General features: G+C 64.6%; 19 protein-coding genes. 9 read left to right on the top strand and 10 right to left on the bottom strand.

What is annotated here, in order from left to right; all coding sequences use genetic code 11:
- The first annotated feature begins 187 nt into the window (after positions 1-187).
- Together EN862_RS24565 and EN862_RS24570 are read left to right on the top strand one after the other, a co-directional pair.
- On the top strand, positions 188-865 hold the full coding sequence (locus tag EN862_RS24565) for a winged helix-turn-helix domain-containing protein (protein ID WP_126063578.1): 678 nt from the start codon (positions 188-190) through the stop codon (positions 863-865).
- 45 nt (positions 866-910) lie between these two features.
- Positions 911-2,284, top strand: coding sequence for a HAMP domain-containing sensor histidine kinase (locus EN862_RS24570; protein WP_127866113.1), 1,374 nt, complete (start codon positions 911-913; stop codon positions 2,282-2,284).
- 18 nt (positions 2,285-2,302) lie between these two features.
- Here the strand turns inward: EN862_RS24570 and EN862_RS24575 are convergent, their stop codons facing one another.
- The gene (locus EN862_RS24575; RefSeq protein WP_127866114.1) at positions 2,303-3,172 is read right to left on the bottom strand and encodes a helix-turn-helix domain-containing protein; all 870 of its coding nucleotides are present in this window, start codon (positions 3,170-3,172) and stop codon (positions 2,303-2,305) included.
- A 106-nt stretch (positions 3,173-3,278) separates the two neighbouring features.
- Here EN862_RS24575 and EN862_RS24580 point away from each other — a divergent pair, with 106 nt between their 5' ends.
- The 5 genes from EN862_RS24580 to EN862_RS24600 all read left to right on the top strand — a co-directional run bounded on the left by EN862_RS24580 (position 3,279) and on the right by EN862_RS24600 (position 9,606).
- Complete coding sequence (locus tag EN862_RS24580; protein ID WP_127866115.1) at positions 3,279-4,547, top strand: ABC transporter substrate-binding protein; 1,269 nt, start codon at positions 3,279-3,281, stop codon at positions 4,545-4,547.
- A gap of 182 nt (positions 4,548-4,729) precedes the next feature.
- Positions 4,730-5,590, top strand: a complete 861-nt coding sequence (locus tag EN862_RS24585) for a sugar ABC transporter permease (protein ID WP_127866116.1) — start codon at positions 4,730-4,732, stop codon at positions 5,588-5,590.
- A complete protein-coding gene (locus EN862_RS24590) occupies positions 5,587-6,426 on the top strand; it encodes a carbohydrate ABC transporter permease (RefSeq protein WP_127866117.1) in 840 nt (279 codons plus the stop codon). The genes EN862_RS24585 and EN862_RS24590 overlap by 4 nt, the downstream gene beginning before the upstream one ends.
- A gap of 12 nt (positions 6,427-6,438) precedes the next feature.
- The gene (gene ugpC / locus EN862_RS24595; protein WP_127866118.1) at positions 6,439-7,524 is read left to right on the top strand and encodes a sn-glycerol-3-phosphate ABC transporter ATP-binding protein UgpC; all 1,086 of its coding nucleotides are present in this window, start codon (positions 6,439-6,441) and stop codon (positions 7,522-7,524) included.
- Between the two features lie 54 nt (positions 7,525-7,578).
- On the top strand, positions 7,579-9,606 hold the full coding sequence (locus tag EN862_RS24600; RefSeq protein WP_127866119.1) for an aldo/keto reductase: 2,028 nt from the start codon (positions 7,579-7,581) through the stop codon (positions 9,604-9,606).
- Positions 9,607-9,831: 225 nt separating this feature from the next.
- Here the strand turns inward: EN862_RS24600 and EN862_RS24610 are convergent, their stop codons facing one another.
- Complete coding sequence (locus tag EN862_RS24610) at positions 9,832-10,260, bottom strand: Lrp/AsnC family transcriptional regulator (protein WP_127866120.1); 429 nt, start codon at positions 10,258-10,260, stop codon at positions 9,832-9,834.
- Between the two features lie 83 nt (positions 10,261-10,343).
- Here EN862_RS24610 and EN862_RS24615 point away from each other — a divergent pair, with 83 nt between their 5' ends.
- Complete coding sequence (locus EN862_RS24615; RefSeq protein ID WP_281035861.1) at positions 10,344-11,486, top strand: saccharopine dehydrogenase family protein; 1,143 nt, start codon at positions 10,344-10,346, stop codon at positions 11,484-11,486.
- A gap of 281 nt (positions 11,487-11,767) precedes the next feature.
- On the opposite strand, the gene lpdA is transcribed toward EN862_RS24615, so the two are convergent.
- The 4 genes from lpdA to EN862_RS24635 form a co-directional block, all read right to left on the bottom strand.
- A complete protein-coding gene (gene lpdA / locus EN862_RS24620; protein WP_127866122.1) occupies positions 11,768-13,165 on the bottom strand; it encodes a dihydrolipoyl dehydrogenase in 1,398 nt (465 codons plus the stop codon).
- 294 nt (positions 13,166-13,459) lie between these two features.
- Positions 13,460-14,776, bottom strand: coding sequence for a dihydrolipoamide acetyltransferase family protein (locus tag EN862_RS24625; protein WP_127866123.1), 1,317 nt, complete (start codon positions 14,774-14,776; stop codon positions 13,460-13,462).
- A gap of 13 nt (positions 14,777-14,789) precedes the next feature.
- Positions 14,790-15,803, bottom strand: a complete 1,014-nt coding sequence (locus EN862_RS24630) for an alpha-ketoacid dehydrogenase subunit beta (RefSeq protein ID WP_127866124.1) — start codon at positions 15,801-15,803, stop codon at positions 14,790-14,792.
- A 2-nt stretch (positions 15,804-15,805) separates the two neighbouring features.
- Positions 15,806-17,038, bottom strand: coding sequence for a 3-methyl-2-oxobutanoate dehydrogenase (2-methylpropanoyl-transferring) subunit alpha (locus EN862_RS24635; RefSeq protein ID WP_127866125.1), 1,233 nt, complete (start codon positions 17,036-17,038; stop codon positions 15,806-15,808).
- A gap of 545 nt (positions 17,039-17,583) precedes the next feature.
- On the opposite strand from EN862_RS24635, the gene holA reads away from it, so the two are divergent.
- On the top strand, positions 17,584-18,627 hold the full coding sequence (gene holA, locus EN862_RS24640; protein ID WP_127866126.1) for a DNA polymerase III subunit delta: 1,044 nt from the start codon (positions 17,584-17,586) through the stop codon (positions 18,625-18,627).
- Positions 18,628-18,994: 367 nt separating this feature from the next.
- On the opposite strand, the gene EN862_RS24645 is transcribed toward holA, so the two are convergent.
- The 4 genes from EN862_RS24645 to EN862_RS24660 form a co-directional block, all read right to left on the bottom strand.
- On the bottom strand, positions 18,995-19,768 hold the full coding sequence (locus EN862_RS24645; protein ID WP_127866127.1) for a DUF2182 domain-containing protein: 774 nt from the start codon (positions 19,766-19,768) through the stop codon (positions 18,995-18,997).
- Between the two features lie 25 nt (positions 19,769-19,793).
- Positions 19,794-20,420 (bottom strand): DUF1326 domain-containing protein, encoded by a 627-nt coding sequence (locus tag EN862_RS24650; RefSeq protein WP_127866128.1) that lies wholly within the window; start codon positions 20,418-20,420, stop codon positions 19,794-19,796.
- A gap of 637 nt (positions 20,421-21,057) precedes the next feature.
- Complete coding sequence (locus EN862_RS24655) at positions 21,058-21,951, bottom strand: ParB/RepB/Spo0J family partition protein (RefSeq protein WP_127866129.1); 894 nt, start codon at positions 21,949-21,951, stop codon at positions 21,058-21,060.
- Positions 21,952-22,013: 62 nt separating this feature from the next.
- Positions 22,014-22,811 carry a ParA family protein gene (locus EN862_RS24660; RefSeq protein WP_042645323.1) on the bottom strand — a complete coding sequence of 266 codons (798 nt, stop codon included), beginning with the start codon at positions 22,809-22,811 and terminating at the stop codon, positions 22,014-22,016.
- Positions 22,812-22,826: the final 15 nt, after the last annotated feature.

Genomic DNA, 22,826 nt, shown 5'->3' on the forward strand with positions numbered 1-22,826 from the left:
ACGAACGCGTAAAAACAGATGGTTAGTGCAATCCGTCCGGAGTTGCGCCAAGACGACGAGATGGGCATGATGCCATCCGAAAGCCGCGTCACACTTTCGGCATCATGTCCTGGAGAACCAGCCAGGAAAGAGCCCGGCCGCCGCCGCCATGCCGGCGAGGTTGAGGCGGCAAGGACTGCACGGGGCGATGCGACTTCTGCTTGTTGAAGACGATCCAAGAACCGCCGACTATATCGTGCGGGGGCTGACCGAGGCCGGCCATGTCTGCGACCTCTTGCGCGACGGTCATGACGGGCTCTTCGCCGCGACCCGCAACGCCTATGACGTGATCGTCGCCGACCGCATGGTGCCCGGCCTCGACGGCCTGTCGATGATCAAGGCAGTGCGCGCCGCCGGCATCCATACGCCGGCTATCTTCCTGACCTCGATCGGCGGCGTCGACGACCGCGTCGAGGGGCTCGAGGCGGGAGGCGACGACTACCTGGTCAAGCCCTTCGCCTTTTCGGAGCTGCTTGCCCGCATCCATGCGCTCGGCCGCCGGCCGGCGGCGCAAGAGCAGAAGACGGCGCTGCGCGTCGCCGACCTCGAAATGGACCTGATCCAGCGCCGCGTGACCCGGCAGGGCCAGCCGATCGACCTGCAGCCGCGCGAGTTCAGCCTGCTCGAGGTGCTGATGCGCGGCGAAGGCCGCGTCATCACCCGCACCATGCTTCTGGAGCGCGTCTGGGATTTTCACTTCGACCCCAAGACGAGCGTCGTCGAGACCCATATCAGCCGGCTGCGGGCCAAGGTCGACAGGCCTTTCGACGTGCCGTTGATCCACACCGTGCGCAACACCGGCTACAGCCTGCATGTTCCGGCCTGATCCCCCGTCCGCGCTTTTGGGGCGACCAGCGATCTTCGCGAGCCTATGAGCGGGCCACGCTCCAGCCTGCTGCGCAGCACGCCGTTCAGGCTGGCGCTGACCTTCGCCTTCCTGTTCCTGCTGGCCTTCATCCTGTCCGGCGCGATCGTCTATCAACTGATGAGCGCCTCGCTCGCCAGGCAGCTCGATCAGTCGATCAAGGAGACCTATTCGCTCATCGCCGCCACCCATGCCGAGAGCGACGAGGAGGATCTCGTCTCCACCGTCAGGGACCATGCCCAGTTCAGCCAGGACAAGGACGAGATCTTTTCCCTCACCGACAAGGCCGGCAACCGCCTCGCCGGGGATTTCACCGCCTCCGGCCTGCCGGACGGCTTTTCCATGTTCGCCGCCAACCTGCCGGGAGTCCCGCGCGGCACCGAATACCGCGCTTACTCAGGCACGGTCGGCGACGACAATCTGACGGTCGCCTTCTCGCTTTCGGAAACCGAGGATCTGGAACGGATCGTGCTGATGAGCTTCGGCTGGGCGACGCTCGTCATCACCGTTCTGGCGGTCGGCGGCGGCGCCGTGCTTGCCTCGCGCGTCCAGCGGCGCCTGGACGGCATCGCCAGCACCATGGTCGACGTCTCGCATGGGCGGCTCGACGCGCGCATTCCGCTGATCGGCAGCGGCGATGACATCGACGCCGTCTCCGCCCAGGTAAATGCCGCACTCGAGCGCCTGTCGGCCCTGGTCGACGGCATGCGCGAGGTGAGCGCCAACATCGCGCATGACCTCAAGACACCGCTCAACCGGCTGCAGATGATCCTGGAATCCGCCGCCGACAAGACGGCCTCGGGCGAGGATGTCTCGGCCGAGCTGACCGACGCGCGCGCCGAAAGCCAGCAGATCAATAGCACCTTCGACGCGCTTCTGCGCATCGCCCAGATCGAAGCCGGCGCCCGCAAGGCCCGTTTCGTCGATCTCGACGTCGGGCCGATCGTCGAGACCATCGGCGACGTCTATGCCGATGTCGCGGAGGATGACGGCAAGTCGCTGTCGACAACCGTCGTTCCGGATACGAAATGTTATATCCACGGCGACCGTGACCTGCTGATGCAGATGCTCGCCAATCTGGTCGAGAACGCGCTCCGGCATTGCCCACCGGGCACCGCGATCGGGCTTTCAGTGACCAGGGATGGCAGCCACGTCCTCATCCATGTCCGCGACAATGGCCCGGGCATTCCCGCCGAGGAACGCGAAAAGGTATTCCGCCGGCTGTACCGGCTGGATGCGAGCCGCACGACGCCGGGCAGCGGCCTGGGGCTCAGCCTCGTGAAGGCTGTGGCGGACCTGCATGGCGCCGCGATAGAACTCGAGGACCGTAACCCGGGTCTCGGCGTGACGGTCAGCTTCCCGGCGGTGAAAGCCGCCTGATCCTGATCCGCTTGGCGGTTACCGCGCTGCGCCCGCCCGGCGGAAATCGGATGGCGACATGCCGGCGAGCTTGCGGAAGGATTTGTTGAAGGCGCTGAGCGAGCCGAAGCCCGATTCCATCGCGACTCTCAAGACATTGGCGTCCTCATGCATCAGAAGCGCCTGCGCGTAGCTCAGGCGCAGGAGGTTGAGATACTCGTTGAGCGTCATGCCGGTCGATTTCTTGAACAGGCTCATCGCGTATTTGGGATGGATGTCGGCGGCGCAGGCGATGGTCACGCAATCGATGTCGTAGAGGAAATTCTCGGCGATGTAGTCGCACATGCGCCCGACATTGCGCGAGGATTGCTGGTCGAAGGCGTTGCCCGCGCCTTGCCCGGCCGCGGTTCCCGGCACCAGGCGGTAGGGCTCGAAGCGCACCCGCTCGAGCCGCAGCAGCAGCTCGTTGACGGCATGCTCGGTCCTGGCCGGATCGCCTGAGCGGGCATATTCGTTCCAGCGCTTGAAATTGTCGTTGTCCGACTGGTCGGTTGCGTTGGTCACCAGCGTCGCGCCGGTCATCAGCCGGTGGCGTATGTCGGCCGGCAGATGCAGGCGGAAGAAATGCACCAGCGGCAGATGCGCGCCGGCATAGATGGCGTCGTCGGAGAGGTCGTCCATCTGGTGCGGCAGGCCGCCCCAGAACAGGCACATCTCGCCGGCCGACAGCGAAATCTCGTGCTCGGCCATGCGGTAATGCACGCGGCCCTGCACGATGAAGTTCACCTCGACCTGGGCGTGCCAGTGCGGTTTCAGCATCACCAACGGGTGGTTGTGGAACATCTGCAGCATGAGCGGCAGTCCTTCGACGCTGCTCGCTCCGGGCTGGTAGAACGGACGCTCGGACATCTTACTTTCCGCCAACTTCTTATTCCCTTTGTCGGGGACAAGCCTTCCGCGCCGCATAGTCTAGCCACGCTCACAGCGAGAGAGCAAATGAAATGGGAGGATTTCAATGCGCACTACACTGACCTGCGCCGCGCTTTTGCTTGCCCTGGGTTCAGGCCCGGCGCTGGCGCAGTCCGGCGAGATCACCATCTGGAGCTGGAACATCGCCGCTTCGTCGCTGAAGTCGACGGTCGAGGGCTTCAACAAGAAATATCCCGACATCAAGGTCACCGTTCAGGACCTCGGCAACCAGCCAACCTATGACAAATCGATCGCCGGCTGCGCTGCGGGCGGCGTCGGCCTGCCCGACATCGTCACGATCGAGAATGGCGAGGCCGAGAATTACTGGAGCCAGTTCCCGGACTGCTTCGTCGACCTGCACACGCTGGGCTATAGTGCCGAGGACCAGAAGAAATTCCCCGATTTCAAGCGCACCGAGCTCGAGGTCGGCGACAAAGCCTATGCCATGCCCTGGGATTCCGGCCCGGTCGCCGTCTTCTATCGCCGCGACTTCTACGAAAAGGCCGGCGTCGACCCCGCGACGATCAAGACCTGGGACGATTTCATCGCCGCCGGCAAGAAGATCCAGGCCGCCAATCCCGGCGTGTCGATGACCAACGCCGATTTCAACGGCGACACCGAATTCTTCCGCATGATCTCCAACGAGCAGGGCTGCGCCTATTTCGCCGAGGACGGCCAGTCGATCACCGTGGCGGAGCCGAAATGCGTCGACGCCATGACCAAGGTCAAGGAGATGAAGGACGCCGGGATCGTGTCGTCGGCAGACTGGTCGACCAAGATCACCAACAACACCGCCGGCACCGTCGCCACCCAGGTCTATGGCGGCTGGTACGAAGGCACGATCCGTACCGAATCGCCGAAGGAAAGCGGCAAGTGGGGCGTCTATCTGATGCCGAGCCTGACCGCCGACGGCCCACGCGCCGCCAATCTCGGCGGCTCGTCGCTGGCCATCACCTCGGCCTCGAAGAACAAGGAAGCGGCCTACGCCTATCTGAAATACACGCTGGAGACCAATGAGGGCCAGATCACCATGCTGAAGGATTTCGGACTGGTGCCGTCGCTGGTCTCCGCGCTCGACGATCCTTACGTCGCGCAAGGTCAGGAATATTGGGGCGGCCAGCCGGTGTGGAAGGATATCCTCTCCACCCTGCCCAAGGTGGCGCCGAGCCGCGGCACCCAGTTCCAGAGCGACGCCGAGATCATCGTGCGCGCCGTCCAGACCAAATATCTGGCCAACGGCTATCCCGACGCCAAGGCCGCGCTCGACGACGCCGCCAAGCAGATCGCCGCCGCGACCGGCCTGCCGGTGAAGTAGGGCGCCACTTTTCCTTCCCCCCTTGTGGGGGAAGGTGGATCGGCGCTTTAGCGCCGAGACAGATGAGGGGTGTTCCGGCGGAGTGAGACGTTGGCATTCCCTGGAACACCCCTCATCCGGCCGCTTCGCGGCCACCTTCTCCCACAAGGGGAGAAGGGAAAGACGAAGAAAGGAGGAAGCCGATGCGCACCCAGAACGCCACCGCGTACCGCTTCCTCACGCCTTACCTTCTGATTTTCGCCATCTTCTGGATCTGGCCGATCATCTCGTCCTTCATCATCTCCTTCCAGGCGACGCGCACGGTGCCGTGGCGCTTCGCGCCGGCCTTCAACTGGGGCCGCCTGATCGGCGATCCCGCCTTCTACAATGCGCTGAAGAACACGCTGCTGATCCTGGTCATCCAGGTGCCGGTGATGATTGCGCTGGCGATCGTCATGGCGGTGCTTTTGAATTCGCCGCTCTTGAAGGCGCGAGGTCTCTACCGCTTTGCTTTCTTCGCCCCGGTCGTGGTCGGCGAGGTCGCCTATTCGGCCGTGTTCCGGCTGATGTTCAGCCTCGATTTCGGCATCGTCAACAAGCTTCTCAACAGCGTCGGTATCCCTAAGATCGACTGGTTCTCCAACGTCACGCCGGCGATGGCGCTGATCATGATCGCGGTGACCTGGCGCTGGGCCGGCTACAACGCCATCATCATCCTGGCCGGCCTGCAGTCTATCCCCGAAGATGTCTACGAGGCGGCGACACTCGACCGCGTCAGCAAGCTGAAGCAGTTCTTCCACATCACCCTACCGCTGTTGAAGCCCGTCATCGTCTTTTGCGCCGTGCTGTCGATCATCGGCACCATGCAGCTCTTCACCGAACCCTTCCTGATCACCGAGCGCGGCGGCCCGGGCGGCGGCACCGAGACGCTCGGCCTGCTGCTCTATCGCCAGGGTTTTCGATCGCTCAATTTCGGTTACGCCTCGGCCGTCGCCTACACCATGGCGGGGCTCGCCATCGCCATCACGCTCGTACAGCTCTGGCTGATGAGGGAACCGAAATGACGACCTCGCGCTCGCAGGCAAGGCTCGGCCGCAGCATCCTGCTGCATCTTTTCCTGACGCCGCTGGCGCTGGTCTGGCTGTTCCCGCTGTGGATGATGGTGGTGTTCTCCACCATGCCCGACAACGGCATCTTCAGCCCCGGCATCGAGCTTCTGCCGCATGACGGCTTCATCGACAATTTCAACAATCTGCAGCGCGACACCAATTTCGTCGGCGCCATCGGCATCTCGGTCTCGGTTGCCGTGACCTACACGATCCTTTCGGTGCTGCTCACCTCGATGGCCGGCTGGGCGCTGGCGCGCTACGAGTTCCACGGCAAGGGCGCGGTGGTGGCGATCATCTTCGGCACCATCACGCTTCCCTACGCGGTGGTGCTGATCCCGCAATTCATCATGGTGGCGCGCGACTTCGCCTTGGCCAACACCTGGATCGCGCTGATCGTGCCGCCGCTGTTCAATTCGCTCGGCGTGCTCTTCATGCGCCAGGCCTTCTCGATGATGCCGGCCGAACTGTTCGATGCGGCGCGCGTCGAAGGCGTCAAGGAATGGCGCATCTTCCTGTTCGTGGCGCTGCCGCTGGCGCGCCCGATGCTGGCGGCGCTGGCGATCATTCTCTTCCTCGCCTCGTGGAACAATTATCTCTGGCCGCTGCTGATCAACAGCCAGCCCGGCGCCATGACCGCGCCGGTGGCGCTCGGCACGCTGATCGGCCTGACCAAGGTCTCCTGGGGCGGCATCATGGCCGGCGCGGTGATGCTAACCGTGCCCATGCTCATCGTCTTCGTGCTGTTGCAGCGTCATTTCATCGCCGGCATCGCGGCCGGCGCGGTTAAATAGGTCAGGAGCGCAATGGCGGCCGTCACCCTCACCAATGTCATAAAACGCTTCGGCGTCTTCGAAGTCGTCCATGGCGCCAACATCGACATCGCCGATGGCGAGTTCGTCGTCTTCGTCGGCCCGTCCGGCTGCGGCAAGTCCACTTTGCTCCGAATGATCGCCGGGCTGGAGGACATCAGCGGCGGCGACATCGCCATCGGCGGCAAGGTGATGAACGATGTCGAGGCGGCCGACCGCGGCATCGCCATGGTGTTCCAGTCCTACGCGCTCTACCCGCATATGACGGTCGAGCAGAACCTCTCCTTCGGGCTCCGCATGAACGGCAACCCCAAGGCCGACACCGAGCGCCGGGTGAAACGCGCGGCCGAGATCCTGCGCATCGACGAATTGATGCAGCGCCGGCCGAAGCAACTCTCCGGCGGCCAGCGCCAGCGCGTCGCCATCGGCCGCGCCATCGTGCGCGAGCCGCAGGTTTTTCTCTTCGACGAGCCGCTGTCCAACCTCGACGCCGAGCTGAGGGTGCAGATGCGGGTCGAGATCTCGCGCCTGCATAAGGAGCTCGGCGTCACCATGATCTATGTGACGCACGACCAGACCGAGGCGATGACGCTGGCCGACCGCATCGTCGTGCTGAAGGCCGGCAATGTAGAGCAGATCGGCGCGCCGCTCGACCTCTATGACGACCCGGCCAACCGTTTCGTAGCCGGCTTCATCGGCTCGCCGAAGATGAATTTCCTTGGCGCCAAGATCGTCGATACGTCGAACAGCGCCGCGATCATCGAGCTCGTCAACCATGGCGGCGCCAGGCTGCGCAAGCCGCTCCGCGAAGCTTTTCCCGCCATCGGCGCCGAGGTGGTGCTCGGCGTCAGGCCCGAGCATTTCTTCGAAGCCGGCCAGGGCGATTGCGACATTCCGGTCAAGGCCGACGTCGCCGAGCATCTGGGTTCCGTAAGCTATGTCTACGCCAATGCCGGACCTGAGGAGCTGATCGTCGAGCGCGAAGCCTCGCGCCAGCGCGCCAGCGGCGATCATTTCACGGTTTCTATCAAGGCGGAACGCTCGCTGCTTTTCGACAAGGCGGGCGCGAGGATCCGCTGACTTTCATTTCCGCCCGATCCCCAAGGCGTGGCGGCGACCCATGGAGAATTCGACATGACATCTGGAAAAATCCGCTGGGGCATTCTCGGGCCCGGCAGCATCGCCAAATCCTTTGCCGGCGGCGTGGCGCAGTCGCGCACCGGCACGCTCGAGGCGCTCGGCGCCCGCAACCCCGCCAAGCCGGGGCTTGCCGAGACCTTTCCCGGCGCGCGCATCCTCGACGGGTATGACGCGCTGCTTGCCGACGGCCAGGTCGACGCGGTCTATATTTCGATACCCCATCCCGGCCACGCCGAATGGGCGATCAAGGCCGCCGAAGCCGGCAAGCATGTCTTGTGCGAAAAGCCGCTGGCGCTCACCGCCTTCGAAGCCGACGCCATGATGCACGCCGCGCGCAAGGCCGGCACCTTCCTCGGCGAGGCCTTCATGTACCGCCTGCATCCGCAAACCCTGCAGCTGGTCGAGCTGATCAAATCGGGCGCTATTGGCGAAGTGCGCATGATCAAGTCGAGCTTCGGCTTCGCCATGCCGGGCTTCATGCCTGAGCACCGGCTCTATGCCAACGACCTCGCCGGCGGCGGCATCCTCGATGTCGGCGGCTATCCTGTCTCGATGGCGCGGCTGATCGCGGGTGCCGCGACCGGCCAGCCTTTTGTCGAGCCCAACAAGGTGTCGGGCGCCGCGCATCTCGGCCAATCCGGCGTCGACGAATGGGCCTCGGCCTTGCTGCATTTCCCCAGCGGCATCGTCGCCGAAATCTCCTGCAGCATCTCGCTCGACCAGGACAATGTGCTGCGCATTTTTGGCACCAAGGGCCGGATCGAGGTGCCCGATTTCTGGTTCGCCGGCGGCAACCGCGATGTCGGGCCGGGCCGGATCGAGGTGATCCGGTCCGGGGCGACTCGCGAGGTGATCAGCCTCAACGAGACCCGCCACCTCTATTCCTTCGAGGTCGATGCCGCCGGCGAGGCGATTCTCGCAGGCAGGCAGGAATTCGCCTGGCCGGGCATGTCCTGGGCCGACAGCCTCGGCACGTTGCGCGTTCTCGATAGATGGCGCGCCGCGGTCGGGCTGGAATATGAGATCGAGAAGCCGGCTAAGCGCCTCAACACAATCTCCGGCCGGCCGCTGCGCACCAACGGCACGGCCATCGCCAAGCGCGCCCTTCCCGGCTTGCCGAAACCGGTTTCGCTTCTGGCGCTCGGCTTCGAGGATTTCCGCAGCTTCTCCTCGGGATCGATCCTGCTCGACGCCTTTTTCGAGGCCGGCGGCAATCTGTTCGACACCGGCTATGTCTATGGCGGCGGCTATACCGAGACGCTGCTTGGCCAGTGGCTGAAGGGTCGCGGCGTGCGCGAAAAGTCCGTCGTCATCGCCAAGGGCGCGCATTCGCCGCTCTGCTACCCCGACGTCATCGGCAAGCAGCTGGCGCAGTCGCTCGACCGGCTGCAGACCGACCATGTCGACATCTATTTCATGCACCGCGACAATCCGGACGTGCCGGTCGGCGAATTCGTCGACGCCATGGACGCGGAGGCCAGAGCCGGCCGCATCCGTGGCCTGTTCGGCGGCTCCAACTGGACGATGGAGCGCATGGACGCGGCGATCGCCTATGCCGAGAAGAACGGCAGGCAGAAGCCCGGCGCGCTCTCCAACAATTTCTCGTTGGCCGAGATGCTGGAACCGATCTGGGCCGGCTGTATTACCTCGTCCACCGATCAATGGAAGGCCTGGCTGACCAAACGGCAAATGCCGAACTTCGCCTGGTCGAGCCAAGGTCGCGGCTTCTTCACCGACCGCGCCGGCCGCGACAAGCAGGACAATGAGGAACTGGTGCGGGTCTGGTATTCGGAAAAGAATTTCGGCCGCCGCGACCGCGCGATCGAGCTGGCCCGAAAGCTCGGCAAAAGCCCGATCCATGTCGCGCTGGCCTACGTGCTGGCGCAGCCCTTCCCGTCCGTGCCGCTGATCGGCCCGCGAACGCTGGACGAGCTGGAGGACAGCCTCAAGGCGCTGGACATCAAGCTGACGCCGGAGGATGTGGCGTGGCTGGATGAAGGGTCGGAGAGAAGGAGGGCTTAGGGGGAAAAGCCAGAGGCGTCGCGTTCCTTCGCCCCCCTCTTTGCCCTGCCGGGCATCTCCCCCTCAAGGGGGGAGATCAGATGTCACGCCGGCTTTCGCCAATCACCAATGTTGCAGAAAAGGCGCCGGCATCGAAGCTGCCAATCTCCCCCCTTGAGGGGGAGATGTCCGGCAGGACAGAGAGGGGGGCCTCGCGCCGGCGCCTCGAAATGAGCGGCAGTCCCCTCACCGATCCACCCTTGTCGACAAGATAATCGACGACGATGTCCGCTCCACCCCATCCATTGCCCCGATCCTATCCAGCAACGCATCGAGGTCTCTGATCGACGGCGCGTCGACGATGACGATCATGTCGAAATTGCCGCTCACCGAATGCACCGTCCGCACAGGCGGCATCGCCGCGAGACTCCGCACAACCTTGTCGGCGAGTTTCGGCGTGACGGTGAGCAGCACATGCGCCTTGACCAGCCCCTGCTCGTAGTCGGGCGACAGCCTGACCCCATAGCCGGCGATGATGCCGCGCTGCTCCAGCCGCTCGATCCGGCTTTGCACCGTGGTGCGCGACACGCCGAGCTGGCGCGCCAGCTCCGCGGTCGAGGCCCGCGCGTTGGCGCGCAGCAGGGTAAGCAGGGCTTGTTCGGCTTCAGTGATCATTTCGACGAAACCTTTCGGCGGATCGTTCAAAGTTCAGTTTCATATTGCCAGATTCTACGCTTCCTTTCGACGGGCAAGCTGCGATGATTTTTGTAACTCGAAATTTGGCAGGGGAATTGATCATGAAGAACATCGTTGTCGTCGGCGCCGGCAAGATCGGCTCGACCATTGCGGAAATGCTGAGCGCCACGGGAGATTACCGCGTCACGCTTGTCGACCGCTCGGCCGCCCAGCTTGCCGCCGCCGAACTGCCGGCTGGCGTCGAAACGCAGGAGCTCGACATCGCCGCCGCCGGCGAACTGGAAAAGATCCTTGCCGGCAAGTTCGCCGTGCTGAGCGCAGCACCCTTCCACCTCACCACCCGCATCGCCGAGGCGGCGGCCGCGACCGGCGTGCACTACCTCGACCTGACCGAGGACGTCGTCTCGACCCGCAGGGTGAAGGAGCTGGCGCGCGACGCCAAAAGTGCATTCATCCCGCAATGCGGCCTGGCGCCGGGCTTCATCTCGATCGTCGCCAACGACCTCGCCAGCCGCTTCGACACGCTGGAAAGCGTGCGCATGCGCGTCGGCGCGCTGCCGCAATATCCGTCCAACGCGCTGAACTACAACCTTACCTGGAGCACGGACGGGGTCATCAACGAATATTGCGAGCCCTGCGAGGCGATCGTCGAGGGCGAGCTGATCGAGGTGCCGCCGCTGGAGGAGCGCGAGGAATTCTCGCTCGACGGCGTCACTTATGAGGCCTTCAACACCTCCGGCGGCCTTGGCACTCTGGCCGAGACGCTGAAGGGCAAGGTCCGCACGCTGAACTACCGCACCATCCGCTATCCCGGCCATACCGCGATCATGAAGGCGCTGCTCAACGACCTCGGACTGCGCCACCGCCGCGACGTGCTGAAGGATATTTTCGAGAGCGCCCTGCCGGCGACGCTGCAGGATGTGGTCATCGTCTTCGTCACCGTCTCGGGCCGCCGCAATGGCCGCCTGCTGCAGGAGACCTACGCCAACAAGATCTATTCGCACCGCGTCGGCAACATCGTGCGCAGCGCCATCCAGATCACCACCGCCTCCGGCATCTGCGCCGTGCTCGACATGCTGGCCGACGGCTCGCTGCCGGCGAAAGGTTTCGTGCGCCAGGAAGACATCGCCCTCGACGCCTTCCTCGCCAACCGCTTCGGCCGCGCCTACGCCCAGCACGAGATGGTAAGCCGGCTGGCGGGGTGAGCTGGCGACAGAGGGGGGCGCCACGCGTGAAGCGCCAACCTCCTCGCGAGGGGCGCCTTTCCTCTCCCCCGTCGATCGGGGGAGAGGTGTCGAGCGAAGCTCGACGGAGTGGGGGTCGACCAGCACCAGCCGCTGCTATTTCAAGCTGGGGGCGATGCTTCGCCTCGATTGACGCCGGTAGCTGGCTGTCAGCGCGTCCACATTTGAGCAGCGGCTTCCCCCACTCCGTCGCCGCTTCGCGGCGCCACCTCTCCCCCTCCGGAGGGAGAGGAAAAGGGAGCTCAAACATGCAGCGCGTGGCCCAGCGCCTTGAGCGCCGCTTCCTGAAAACCTTCGCCTTGCGTCGGATGCGCGTGGATGGTGCCCGCGATATCCTCCAGCCGCGCGCCCATCTCCAGCGCCAGGCCGAAGGCCGCCGACAGTTCCGACACGCCCTGCCCGACCGCCTGAATGCCCAGCACCAGGTGATTGTCCGCGCGAGCCACGACCCGCACGAACCCATCCTCGCCTTGCCTGGTCATCGCGCGGCCGTTGGCGGCAAAGGGAAACTGGCCGACCTTGATCTCGCCGGCGAGCGCTTTCGCCTCCTCTGGTGACAGGCCGGCGGTGACCAGCTCCGGATCGGTGAAGCAGATCGCCGGGATCGCGCGCTTGTCCCAGCTTCTCTTATGGCCGGCGACGATCTCGGCCAGCATCTCGCCCTGCGCCATGGCGCGATGCGCCAGCATCGGCTCGCCGGTGACGTCGCCGATGGCATAAATGCCGCGCATCGAGGTTCGGCACTGATCGTCGATGCGGATGAATTTGCCGGCACGGTCGAGGTCGATCTGCTCCAGTCCCCAGCCCTCGGTCAGCGGCTTGCGGCCGACCGTGACCAAAATCCTGTCGGCGGCGATCTTGGCGTTCTTGCCGTCTGATGTCTCCACCAGCAACGCATCGCTCTTGGTCGATAGCCCCTTGGCTTTCGCGCCAGTCATCACTTCGACGCCGAGCTCGCCAAGCCGCTTCAGAACTGGCCGCGTCAGCTCGGCGTCATATTGCGCGAGCACACGCGGCAACGCTTCGACCACGGTGACCTTCGACCCCATCTTGGCGAAGGCCATGCCGAGCTCCAGCCCGATATAGCCGCCGCCGACGACCGCGAGCTTCTTCGGCACGTCACCGAGCGCCAGCGCCTCGGTCGACGAGATGACCGGACCGCCGAAAGGCAGGAACGGCAGCTCGACCGGCGCCGAGCCGGTGGCTATCACCACCGTTTCGGCGCGGATCACTTGCGTCCCGATTTCGGTTTCGACCTCGACCGTCTTGCCGTCCCGGAACGTCGCCCAGCCCTGCACGGTCTTCACCTTGGCCTTCTTCAGCAGTCCGGCCACGCCACTATTAAGCCGGCTAACAATGCCGTCCTTCCAGGCGACGGTCTTTGCGAGTTCCAGGGTCGGCGCGGCGACCTTGATGCCGAGCGGGTCCTTGCCGGAGGCCATATGCGCGATCTTCTCGAATTCTTCCGCGGCGTGGATCAATGCCTTGGACGGGATGCAGCCGACATTGAGGCAGGTGCCGCCGGGCTTAGCCGCCTCGACGATCACCGTGTCGACGCCAAGCTGGCCGGCGCGGATGGCGCAGACATAACCGCCCGGACCGGCGCCGATGACGAGCAGCTTGCAGGAGATTTCTTTCATGGGGTCCTCGTTGCTAAGCACGGGGAATTTGCCAAGCGGGCACGCCGCGGCGAATATTGAGAGCCCAGGCGGGAACCAAGGCGGTTGGCGGATGTCGTCCGAACTTCGTCATTCCAGGGCGAAGCAAGGAGCGAAGCGACGCGCGTAGACCCTGGAATCCATGCCGTGATGTTCGAGCGTTGTGACGGTGCAGAATTCTGCGCCGCTGCGACCTTCGTCGTCGGGCACGGCATGGATCCTCGGGTCAAGCCCGAGGATGACGAAGGTGCGGGGGCAACGTCCCTCTCCATAACCTCAATCCACAAAGATCAGCGCCGGCGTCTCCAGCAACGCCTTGATGCGCTGCACGAAAACCGCGGCATCCCAGCCGTCGATGACGCGATGGTCGAAGCTGGACGACAGGTTCATCATCTTGCGCGGGATGAACTGGGTGCCGTCCCACACCGGCCGCACCATCATCTTGTTGACGCCGACGATCGCCACTTCCGGATAGTTGATGACCGGCGTGGTCGCCACGCCGCCCATGGCGCCGAGCGAGGTGATGGTGATGGTCGAGCCGGACAGCTCCTCGCGGCTCGCCGTGCCGGCCTTGGCCGCGTCGGCTAGCCGGTTGACTTCGGCCGCGCAGTCCCAGAGGTCGCACGCCTCGGCATGTTTTACCACCGGCACCACCAGCCCGTTCGGCGTTTGCGCGGCGATGCCGATATGGATGCCTTCATGCTGGTGGATGATGCCGGCCTCGTCGTCGAACAAGGCGTTGAGGTTGGGCTGCTCGGCGATCGCCTTGACCATCGCCCGCATCAGGAAAGGCAGCAGCGTCAGCTTGGGGCGATCGGCACGCTTTTCCTTGTTCAGCGTCGCGCGCAAATCCTCCAACGCCGTGACATCGATCTCCTCGACATAGGTGATGTGGGGGATGCGCGATTTTGCCAGCGACATCTTTTCAGCGATCTTGCGCCTGAGCCCCACGACCTTGATGTCCTCGACGCCGTCCTTGCGCGCAAGTCCGGTGGCGCGGGCCAGTTGCGGGCCCCGCGCGATGAAGGCATCGATGTCCTCATGGCTGATGCGCCCGGCCGGACCGCTGCCCGGAACCTGACGCAGATCGATGCCGGCTTCCTTGGCGCGCAGCCGCACGGCCGGCGAGGCCAGCGGCTTTTCGCCTTCCGCGCGCGGCGCGCCGGAAGTGGAGGCAGGGCGCGCGGCCTTCGGCGCGGCGACTGGCGAAACCTTAGCCGGCGGATCGGCTGGCTTTGGTGCGAGCTTCGGCGTGCTCGGCTGAGCTTCCGCTTTCGGCTCGGCCGATTTGGTGGGAACCTCCACCTTCGTCGCATCGCCGCCACCGGTTTCCGCCTTCACATTGCCTTCGCCGGCCACCTTCAGCCGCACGATCGGCGAGCCGATCGCCACCGTGTCGCCGATCTCGGCGCCGAGCCAAAGAATCTCGCCGTCGACGGGCGAAGGGATCTCGACGGTTGCCTTGTCGGTCATGACGGCGGCCAGAACCGTGTCCTCGCGCACCAGGTCGCCGACCTTGACGTGCCACTCGACAAGCTCGGCCTCGGCGACGCCTTCGCCCACGTCGGGAAGCTTGATGACGTGTTCGCCCATGTCAGGCCTCCCCCTAAGCTTCCAATGTTTCGACGAGCGCGCGCCCGACCCGCGCCGGGCCGGGGAAGTAATCCCATTCCTGCGCATGCGGATAGGGCGTGTCCCAGCCGGCGACCCGCGCGACCGGCGCTTCCAGATGGTAGAAGCAGTTCTCCTGCACCAGGGAGACCAGCTCGGCGCCGAAGCCGGAGGTCAGCGTCGCCTCGTGCACGACGACGCAGCGTCCGGTCTTCTTCACCGAGGCGACAATTGTGTCGAGATCGAGCGGCAGCAGCGTCCTCAGATCAATGACCTCGGCGTCGATGCCAGTCTCCTCGGCCGCGGCCTGCGCCACATAGACCATCGTGCCATAGGCGAGCACGGTGACGGCCGAGCCCTGCCGGCGGATCGCCGCCTTGCCGAGCGGGATCGTGTAATGGCCGTCAGGAACCTCGCCGAGCTCATGCTTCGACCAGGGTGTCACCGGCTTGTCGTGGTGGCCGTCGAACGGGCCGTTATAGAGCCGCTTCGGCTCGAGGAAGATCACCGGATCCGGGTCCTCGATCGCCGCGATCAGCAACCCCTTGGCGTCGTGCGGATTGGAGGGCACGATCACCTTCAGGCCAGAAACATGCGTGAACAGGGCTTCCGGGCTCTGGCTGTGCGTCTGGCCGCCAAAGATGCCGCCCCCGGTCGGCATGCGCACCACGATCGGGCAGGTGAAGTCGCCGTTCGAACGGTAGCGCAGCCGCGCCGCCTCCGAGACGATCTGGTCGTAGGCCGGATAAACATAGTCGGCAAACTGCACCTCGACACAAGGGCGCAGCCCGTAGGCGGCCATGCCGATGGCCGAACCGACGATGCCGGATTCGCTGATCGGCGCGTCGAAGCAGCGGCTCTTGCCGTATTTGGCCTGCAGGCCTTGCGTCGCGCGGAAGACGCCGCCGAAGAAGCCGACATCCTCGCCATAGACGATGACGCGTTCGTCGCGCCCCATCGACACGTCCATGGCGTCACGGATCGCCTCGATCATGGTACGCCTGGGCATGGTCAGACCCCCGCCTGCTGGCGCTGGCGCCTGAGATGCGGCGGCATCTCGGCATAGACGCCCTCGAACATGTCGCGGGTCGACGGCTTGCCGCCGGCATGCAGCGTGCCGTGGCCCTCGGCCTCCTTCTGCGCGGCGATCACCGTCTCGAGGATCTCGGCCTCCGCCTGGGTGTGGCGATCCTCGGACCAGACGCCCTTCTGGATCAGGTGGTTCTTCAGCCGGATGACCGGATCGCCGAGCGGCCAGGCGTCGGATTCGGCCTTCGGCCGGTAGGCCGACGGATCATCCGACGTCGAATGCGCGCCGGCGCGGTAGGTGACATATTCGACCAGCGTCGGCCCGAGATTGGCGCGCGCCCGCTCCGCCGCCCATTTCGCTACGGCATGCACCGCGAGATAGTCATTGCCGTCGACGCGCAGCGAAGGAATGCCGAAGCCGAGCCCCCGCGCGGCGAACGTGCCGGAGCCGCCGCGCGCGATGCCCTGGAAAGTCGAGATCGCCCACTGGTTGTTGACCACGTTGAGCACGACAGGAGCCTTGTAGGTCGAGGCGAAGACCAGCGCCGCGTGAAAATCGGACTCCGCCGTCGAGCCGTCGCCGATCCAGGCGGCGGCGATGCGCGAATCGTTGGAGATCGCCGAGGCCATCGCCCAGCCGACCGCCTGGATATATTGCGTCGCTAGATTGCCCGAAATCGAGAAGAAACCGTGCTCCTTCGAGGAATACATGACCGGCAGTTGTCGGCCCTTCAGCGGATCGGCCTCGTTGGAATAGATCTGGTTCATCATCGTGACCATCGGATAGCCGTCGGCGATGAGAAGCCCGGCTTGCCGGTAGGTCGGGAAATTCATGTCGCCCGGCTGAAGCGCCTTGCGGAACGCGCAGCTCACTGCTTCTTCGCCGAGATGCTGCATATAGAAGGAGGTCTTGCCCTGGCGCTGCGCCATCTGCATGCGCGCGTCGAAGGTCCGAAGCGTCATCATGTGGCGCAGGCCTTCCAGCAGTTCCTGGTCGCTGAGCAGCCCCGCCCACGGCCCGACCGCTTCGCCGGCGCGGTTGAGCACGCGGATGATGGAGAAAGCCATGTCGCGGATGGTGCGCGGATCGACGTCGATCTCGGGACGCGGCACCGAGCCGGCCTTCGGGATAGTCACATTCGAGAAGTCGGGCGTGCCGCCGGGCCGCACCTCCGGCTCCGGCACATGAAAGCGCAACATTCCAGCATCGGCCATGAGCTCACATCCTCCAATGTTGCCGGTGCGATCTTTGCACATCCGCGCCGCCAGACCAGTGCCAATACGCCGGGTCTGCGCGCGGCCTTCCTCCCCGGCGTCGGCCTCGGCAAGCCGATGCGCCGCGCAGGCTCAAGATGCAGATATGGCGACGAAATTTCTTGTCGATGTTTTCGCGCCCCGCGCAATTTGGCGGAAGTTTGCGGGGTGGTTGCTGTCAGAAAAGGTAAGTGGGATATGCGCGGCGCCGAAGCAGCTAATCTCCCCCCTCGTGGAGGAGATGCCCGGCAGGGCAGAGGGGGGCGTGACAGAACGCTACAGTGCGGTCGTCATTCTAGGGCGGAGCAAGGAGCGAAGCGACGCGCGCAGACCCTAGAATCCATGCCATGACGTTAAGGCGTCTCGGCAGTTACAGAATATCCTGCAACCTTGCGCTCCTCGGCAGAAGTTCCGGCATGGATTCTCGGGTCAAGCCCGAGAATGACGAAGAGAGGCCCGCCACTTCGCCGTTCACTCCGACCCCGCCTCATGCTAACTCACCCCGCATGACACAGAAGAAAGGAAACGAGGTCGATTCGTGGCTGGCGAAGCCGGATCCCTCCATGGGAATCGTTCTGCTTTACGGTCCCGATCGCGGCCTTGTCGCCGAGCGTGCAAAAGCCTTCGCCGTGAAAACTGGCTTGCCTCTGGATGACCCGTTCTCCGTGGTCAAGCTCGACGGCGCGGAGGTTGACCGCGATGAGGGCCGGCTGCTCGACGAGGCGCGCACGGTGCCGATGTTTTCCGACCGGCGGCTGCTTTGGGTGCGCAATGCCAGCGGCCAGAAGGCGCTGGCCGACGACATCAAGGCGCTGACCGCCGAACCCGCGCGCGACGCAATCATCCTCATCGAGGCCGGCGACCTGAAGAAGGGCACGGGTCTGCGGGCCATCGTCGAGGCCGCCGGCAACGCCATCGCCTTGCCCTGCTATGCCGACGAGGCCCGCGACCTGGATTCGGTGATCGACGACGAGCTGCGCAAGGCGGGCATGTCGATGACGCTGGACGCCCGCCAGACGCTGCGCCGCAATCTCGGCGGTGACCGCCTCGCCTCGCGCGGTGAGATCGAGAAGCTGGTGCTTTACGCGCATGGCCGCAAGGAGATCGGCATCGACGACATCAACGCGCTGTCGGGCGATGTCTCCGGCGCGTCCTTCGACGCCGCGGTCGACGCCATGCTGGACGGCAAGGTCGGCGATTTCGACATCGCCTTCACCCGTCATTGCCAGTCCGGCGGCCATCCGTTCCTGGTGCTGTCCTCGGCGATGCGGCAATTGCAGGCGATCCAGGCGATGCGCGGCCAAATGGAGAGCGGCGGCCGCAACGCCGCCTCGGTCGTTGCCGGCGCCCGCCCACCGGTTTTCTTTTCCCGCCGCAAGCTGGTGGAAAAGACCCTGGAGCGCTGGAACGTCGAGGCGCTCGGCCGCGCGCTCGGCCGGCTGCAGACGGCGGTGCTGCAAACCCGCAAGCGGCCGGATCTATCGGAAGCGCTGGCACGGCAGGCACTGCTGGGGATCGCAATCGAGAGCGCGAGGCTGGGGCAGAGGTAAGGCGAGTAGCCGACGTGGCGGCCAGCCCCTCAGCGTGGTAGTCTTGCGGCATGAGGGGTTTTACTCGGCAGAAAATTGCGAACTTTGCAGGAACATGTGCTGGATGTGCGCTTACGTCCGCCGTGGTGACAGCCGTTGGCTATTGCGTCCTGTGGCCAAACCATGCCGTGCCCCGGTGGGTCAATTTTTTGAGCGGTTTTTTCGGGTTGTTGATTGCTATCACCATCGTCATTCCTACCCTTGAGCGGGTTGGCGCGATCCGTCGGGGAAGACCCGACAGTCTGGATCGGTGACAGTTGCATCGCGCGAGCGGCAGGCTCTTTCTCGCGTCTATCACCAATATATCAGTTTAGACTTCCGTCCCCGCTCAGTTCATGATCATCGCGTCCATCGGCTGGAAGGTCGGCAGCGCCTGTGGAAAGACCAGCACCGCCGCGCCGTAAAGAAGCAGGGCGACACCCGACACCTTTGCGATCCGCTCTCCATACGGGAAGGTCTTCTCGGCAAACACCAGCAGCGTGACCACGGACATTGCGGCCACGTTCATGATCCCGAGCGGAAAAAGCGTGAGGAACAACAGCCAGCAGCAGCCCAGGCAGAAGAGCCCATGCCGCAGGCCCATGCGCACCGCTCCCCATTGCCCATCGCGCCACGAGGTCAGGATGAAACCGATCGGCGAGCGGCATTTGGCCAGACAAAGATCTTTCAGCGGGGAGAGTTGGTAGACGCCCGCGGTCATCAGCAGCGCGCCGCCGATGCGCGCGGCCGTCGCGGCGGACAATCCCGCACGCCCGGCAAGCATCTCCGCGCCCGCCCCGCCGGCAAAAGCGAGAACGCCCGTCGCCGCCCAGACCAGCATGTAGCCGGCCACGAAAACCCAGGTCGACACGAAGGCCTGGCCGCGCCCTCGCTTGCCGCTCTGCACCTGGTGAAACGTCAGGATCATGGGCGCGGCCGCCGGAAACATCATGGCGATCATCATGATCAGCCAGACGGCAAGAAACAGCGCGGCGGTCATGCCCATGGTGGGTGTGTACATGTCCATGCCGGTCTGCCGCCAGACAAGCAGAGCCCACCACGCCGCCGCGGCCGCGGCGACCAGCAACGCGAGAATGATGTTTCGCTGCAGCGTCAGCGGCATGAGCGGTCCGTTCTTCTGCCAGGCGCTAGTGCTGGCCGGACCAGTTGATCGGCGCGTAATGCCCGTTGCGGCGGGAATTGTCCCAACTCATGCCATGATCGCTGAAGGTGCTGCCTGCGGCCCCCATCGCCAGACCGAGCCAGTCGGGATTGACGGGATGGCCGGTGGCCGCCCACATCTCGCCGTCCTCGCGCATGGTCGGCAGCGGTTCGACCGCCAGCTGCGCCACGCCGGCAATCGCCGCCGACCTTTTCTTGCCATCTATCCGATAGTCTATCGGAACCTTCCTGGCGCCGAGATTCGTGCCGATCATCGGCGCCAACACCGCCATCGGACCGCCCGCGCCGCCGGTGAAGATCGCGCCCAGTGCTTCCGTTTGCCGGTCATCGGCGCGTTCGTCGATATAGGCCGCAGCCGTCCAATTGCCTTCCGCCATCGGGCCTGGCGTGTGCGCAACCATAGCGACGTTGAGCCCATCCAGTCGAACGTCGCCGTAATTGCCCTTGTCGATATGAAAGACCAAGGCGACATCGCAAACGCCTTGCGTCGGCCTCGATGTCAACTGCGCATTGGTGGACATCAAGCAAGGACATACGACATCGCAGCTGCAGTTTTCGAAGTAGCTTCCGGACAATTGCCAACTGGTCGCCATTTTCACCTCCCGGCTCTGTCAGGCGGGTCGGCTCGGATCGCTTTGGCGAGGTGGCGCCGCTCATATCGTGGAAGCGGCAAATAGCCCGACATCGCGACTGCTCGGCACGCCAGGGCATATAGTTTAGTTGTCTCTAATGAGGTTACGCCGATGCCCGGCACTGTCAAGCCAAGGCCCGGGCGCTGGCATTGCGATCGAGAGCGCGCGAGATTGGGGCAGAGGTAGGCGGTTAGCCGATCTCCTCCCATGTGGGGGAGATGTCCGGCAGGACAGAGGGGGGCGCTGTCCCGCCGGCGTATCGGGTCTTTGGCCTTGACCTCCCGATGATCCGGGCCATCACTTCTGTCGACGGGCGCATGCGCGAATTTCTGCCTCCGCTACAATGGCTTAATGTCCCCGCATGTCCCCTGTTCATTGTTTCACCGGAGAGATGATGGCGCTCGGTCGCGCCCCCCTCTGCCCTGCCGGGCATCTCCCCCACAAGGGGGGAGATCAGCAGCTTCGTCGCCTTCGCCAATGATCCGACAAAAAAAGCCAGCGTAACGCCAGCCTTTCTCGTTTATCACCAATATATCAGGCATATCCAGCGTTCAGCCAAAACCTCAGCTATAGCCAAATACCGTTATGCCGCAGCCGCCTACCGCTCGTCCTTCAGCCGCCGGCAGAGCTCGTCGAGTTGCTCCAGAGAGCGGTAATCGATGCGCAGCGTGCCGCCCTTGCCCTTGTGCTCGATGCTGACGATCATGCCGATCGTGTCGGTCATCAGCTTCTCGAGCGCCAGCGTGTTGGGGTCCTTTTCCGTCGAACTCGGCGCGGACTTGGTCTTGGCCGGCGTTGGACCGGCGGGCATCTGCGCCAGCGCCTCCGCCTGGCGCACCGAAAGCCCTTCCTTGACGATGCGCTTGGCAAGCCCGGCCGGGTCCTCGGCGGTGACCAGCGTGCGGGCATGCCCGGCGGACAGGTCGCCGTCGACCAGCATCGAGTGGATGACGGGAGGCAGCTTCAGCAGCCGCAGCGTGTTGGCGACATGGCTGCGGCTCTTGCCGATGACCTGGCCAAGGTCGGCCTGCGTATAGCCGTGCTCGTCGATGAGTTGCTGATAGCCTTGCGCCTCCTCGACCGGATTGAGGTCGGCGCGCTGCACGTTCTCGATGATCGCCAGTTCCAGCGCCGTGCGGTCGTTGACGTCGCGCACGATCAGCGGAAGCTCGGTCAGGCCGGCGCGCTGCGCCGCCCGCCAGCGCCGCTCGCCGGCGATGATCTCGTAGCGGCCGGCCTGCGAAGGCGAGGGGCGCGCCACCACCGGCTGCACCACGCCATGCTCGCGGATCGACTGGGCAAGGTCGGTCAGCTCGGCATCGCCGAAATGCCGGCGCGGATTCTTCGGGTTTGGGCTGACAAATTCGATCGGCACCTTGCCGTCGGCCGCCACCGTTGCGCTCGGCTTTTCCGGCGCCGCCGGACGGTCGATTTCCCCGATCAGCGCCGCGAGGCCACGGCCCAGTCTTTTTCTTGATTGGTCTTCGCTCATTATACTGTCCAGATCGTTTCGGAATCGAATCGGCTAATTAACCAAGGCTGGCGGATTGTGGCTCAGGCGGCGCGCAGTTTGCGCTCGCGGCGGATCACCTCGGAGGCGAGCTGCAGATAGGCCTGGCTGCCCGAGCACTTCAGGTCGTACAGGATCGCCGGCTTGCCGTAGGACGGCGCTTCCGAGACCCGCACATTGCGCGGGATGATCGTCTCATAGACCTTGTCGCCCATATGGGTGCGCACATCCTGCACCACCTGGTTGGCGAGGTTGTTGCGCCCGTCATACATGGTGAGCACGATGCCCTGGATGGTGAGGTCCGGATTGATCGTGCCGCGCACCTGCTCGACCGTCTCCAGCAATTGGCTGAGACCTTCAAGCGCGAAGAACTCGCATTGCAGCGGCACGAGAACGGAATCGGCTGCCGCCATTGAATTCAAAGTCAAAAGATTGAGCGAGGGCGGGCAGTCGATCAGCACATAGCCGAACGGCGCCGAACGTTCTGCCGCGGCGCGCAGCGCATTGCGCAGCCTGAGCACCCGGTCGGGCGCGGAGGCGATCTCCATCTCGATGCCGAGCAGGTCGAGCGTCGAAGGCACAATGGACAGACCCGGCACCGCCGTCGGCACGGCGGCAGCTTCCAGATCGAGCTCGCCGGTGAGCACGTCATAGGACGAGACCGTGCGGTCCTTGCGGTCGATGCCGAGCCCGGTGCTGGCATTGCCCTGCGGGTCGAGGTCGACGATCAGCACCCGCTCGCCGATCGCGGCCAGGGCCGTCGCCAGATTGATGGCCGTCGTCGTCTTACCGACGCCACCTTTCTGGTTGGCAACAGTGATGATACGCGGTGCTGTGCTCATGGGCCTATGCCAGTA

The organism is Mesorhizobium sp. M2E.F.Ca.ET.219.01.1.1 (assembly GCF_004016445.2).
GTDB lineage: Bacteria > Pseudomonadota > Alphaproteobacteria > Rhizobiales > Rhizobiaceae > Mesorhizobium.

Bases quoted from the DNA above. Each gene is read 5' to 3' on its own strand.
- EN862_RS24585 (WP_127866116.1), top strand. From the start codon at position 4,730: ATGCGCACCCAGAACGCCACCGCGTACCGCTTCCTCACGCCTTACCTT.
- EN862_RS24635 (WP_127866125.1), bottom strand. From the start codon at position 17,038: ATGGCCGATGCTGGAATGTTGCGCTTTCATGTGCCGGAGCCGGAGGTG.
- lpdA (WP_127866122.1), bottom strand. From the start codon at position 13,165: ATGAAAGAAATCTCCTGCAAGCTGCTCGTCATCGGCGCCGGTCCGGGC.
- EN862_RS24630 (WP_127866124.1), bottom strand. From the start codon at position 15,803: ATGCCCAGGCGTACCATGATCGAGGCGATCCGTGACGCCATGGACGTG.
- ugpC (WP_127866118.1), top strand. From the start codon at position 6,439: ATGGCGGCCGTCACCCTCACCAATGTCATAAAACGCTTCGGCGTCTTC.
- EN862_RS24565 (WP_126063578.1), top strand. From the start codon at position 188: ATGCGACTTCTGCTTGTTGAAGACGATCCAAGAACCGCCGACTATATC.
- EN862_RS24660 (WP_042645323.1), bottom strand. From the start codon at position 22,811: ATGAGCACAGCACCGCGTATCATCACTGTTGCCAACCAGAAAGGTGGC.
- EN862_RS24650 (WP_127866128.1), bottom strand. From the start codon at position 20,420: ATGGCGACCAGTTGGCAATTGTCCGGAAGCTACTTCGAAAACTGCAGC.
- EN862_RS24645 (WP_127866127.1), bottom strand. From the start codon at position 19,768: ATGCCGCTGACGCTGCAGCGAAACATCATTCTCGCGTTGCTGGTCGCC.
- EN862_RS24610 (WP_127866120.1), bottom strand. From the start codon at position 10,260: ATGATCACTGAAGCCGAACAAGCCCTGCTTACCCTGCTGCGCGCCAAC.
- EN862_RS24625 (WP_127866123.1), bottom strand. From the start codon at position 14,776: ATGGGCGAACACGTCATCAAGCTTCCCGACGTGGGCGAAGGCGTCGCC.
- EN862_RS24575 (WP_127866114.1), bottom strand. From the start codon at position 3,172: ATGTCCGAGCGTCCGTTCTACCAGCCCGGAGCGAGCAGCGTCGAAGGA.
- EN862_RS24655 (WP_127866129.1), bottom strand. From the start codon at position 21,951: ATGAGCGAAGACCAATCAAGAAAAAGACTGGGCCGTGGCCTCGCGGCG.
- EN862_RS24615 (WP_281035861.1), top strand. From the start codon at position 10,344: ATGATTTTTGTAACTCGAAATTTGGCAGGGGAATTGATCATGAAGAAC.
- EN862_RS24570 (WP_127866113.1), top strand. From the start codon at position 911: ATGAGCGGGCCACGCTCCAGCCTGCTGCGCAGCACGCCGTTCAGGCTG.
- holA (WP_127866126.1), top strand. From the start codon at position 17,584: ATGACACAGAAGAAAGGAAACGAGGTCGATTCGTGGCTGGCGAAGCCG.
- EN862_RS24590 (WP_127866117.1), top strand. From the start codon at position 5,587: ATGACGACCTCGCGCTCGCAGGCAAGGCTCGGCCGCAGCATCCTGCTG.
- EN862_RS24600 (WP_127866119.1), top strand. From the start codon at position 7,579: ATGACATCTGGAAAAATCCGCTGGGGCATTCTCGGGCCCGGCAGCATC.
- EN862_RS24580 (WP_127866115.1), top strand. From the start codon at position 3,279: ATGCGCACTACACTGACCTGCGCCGCGCTTTTGCTTGCCCTGGGTTCA.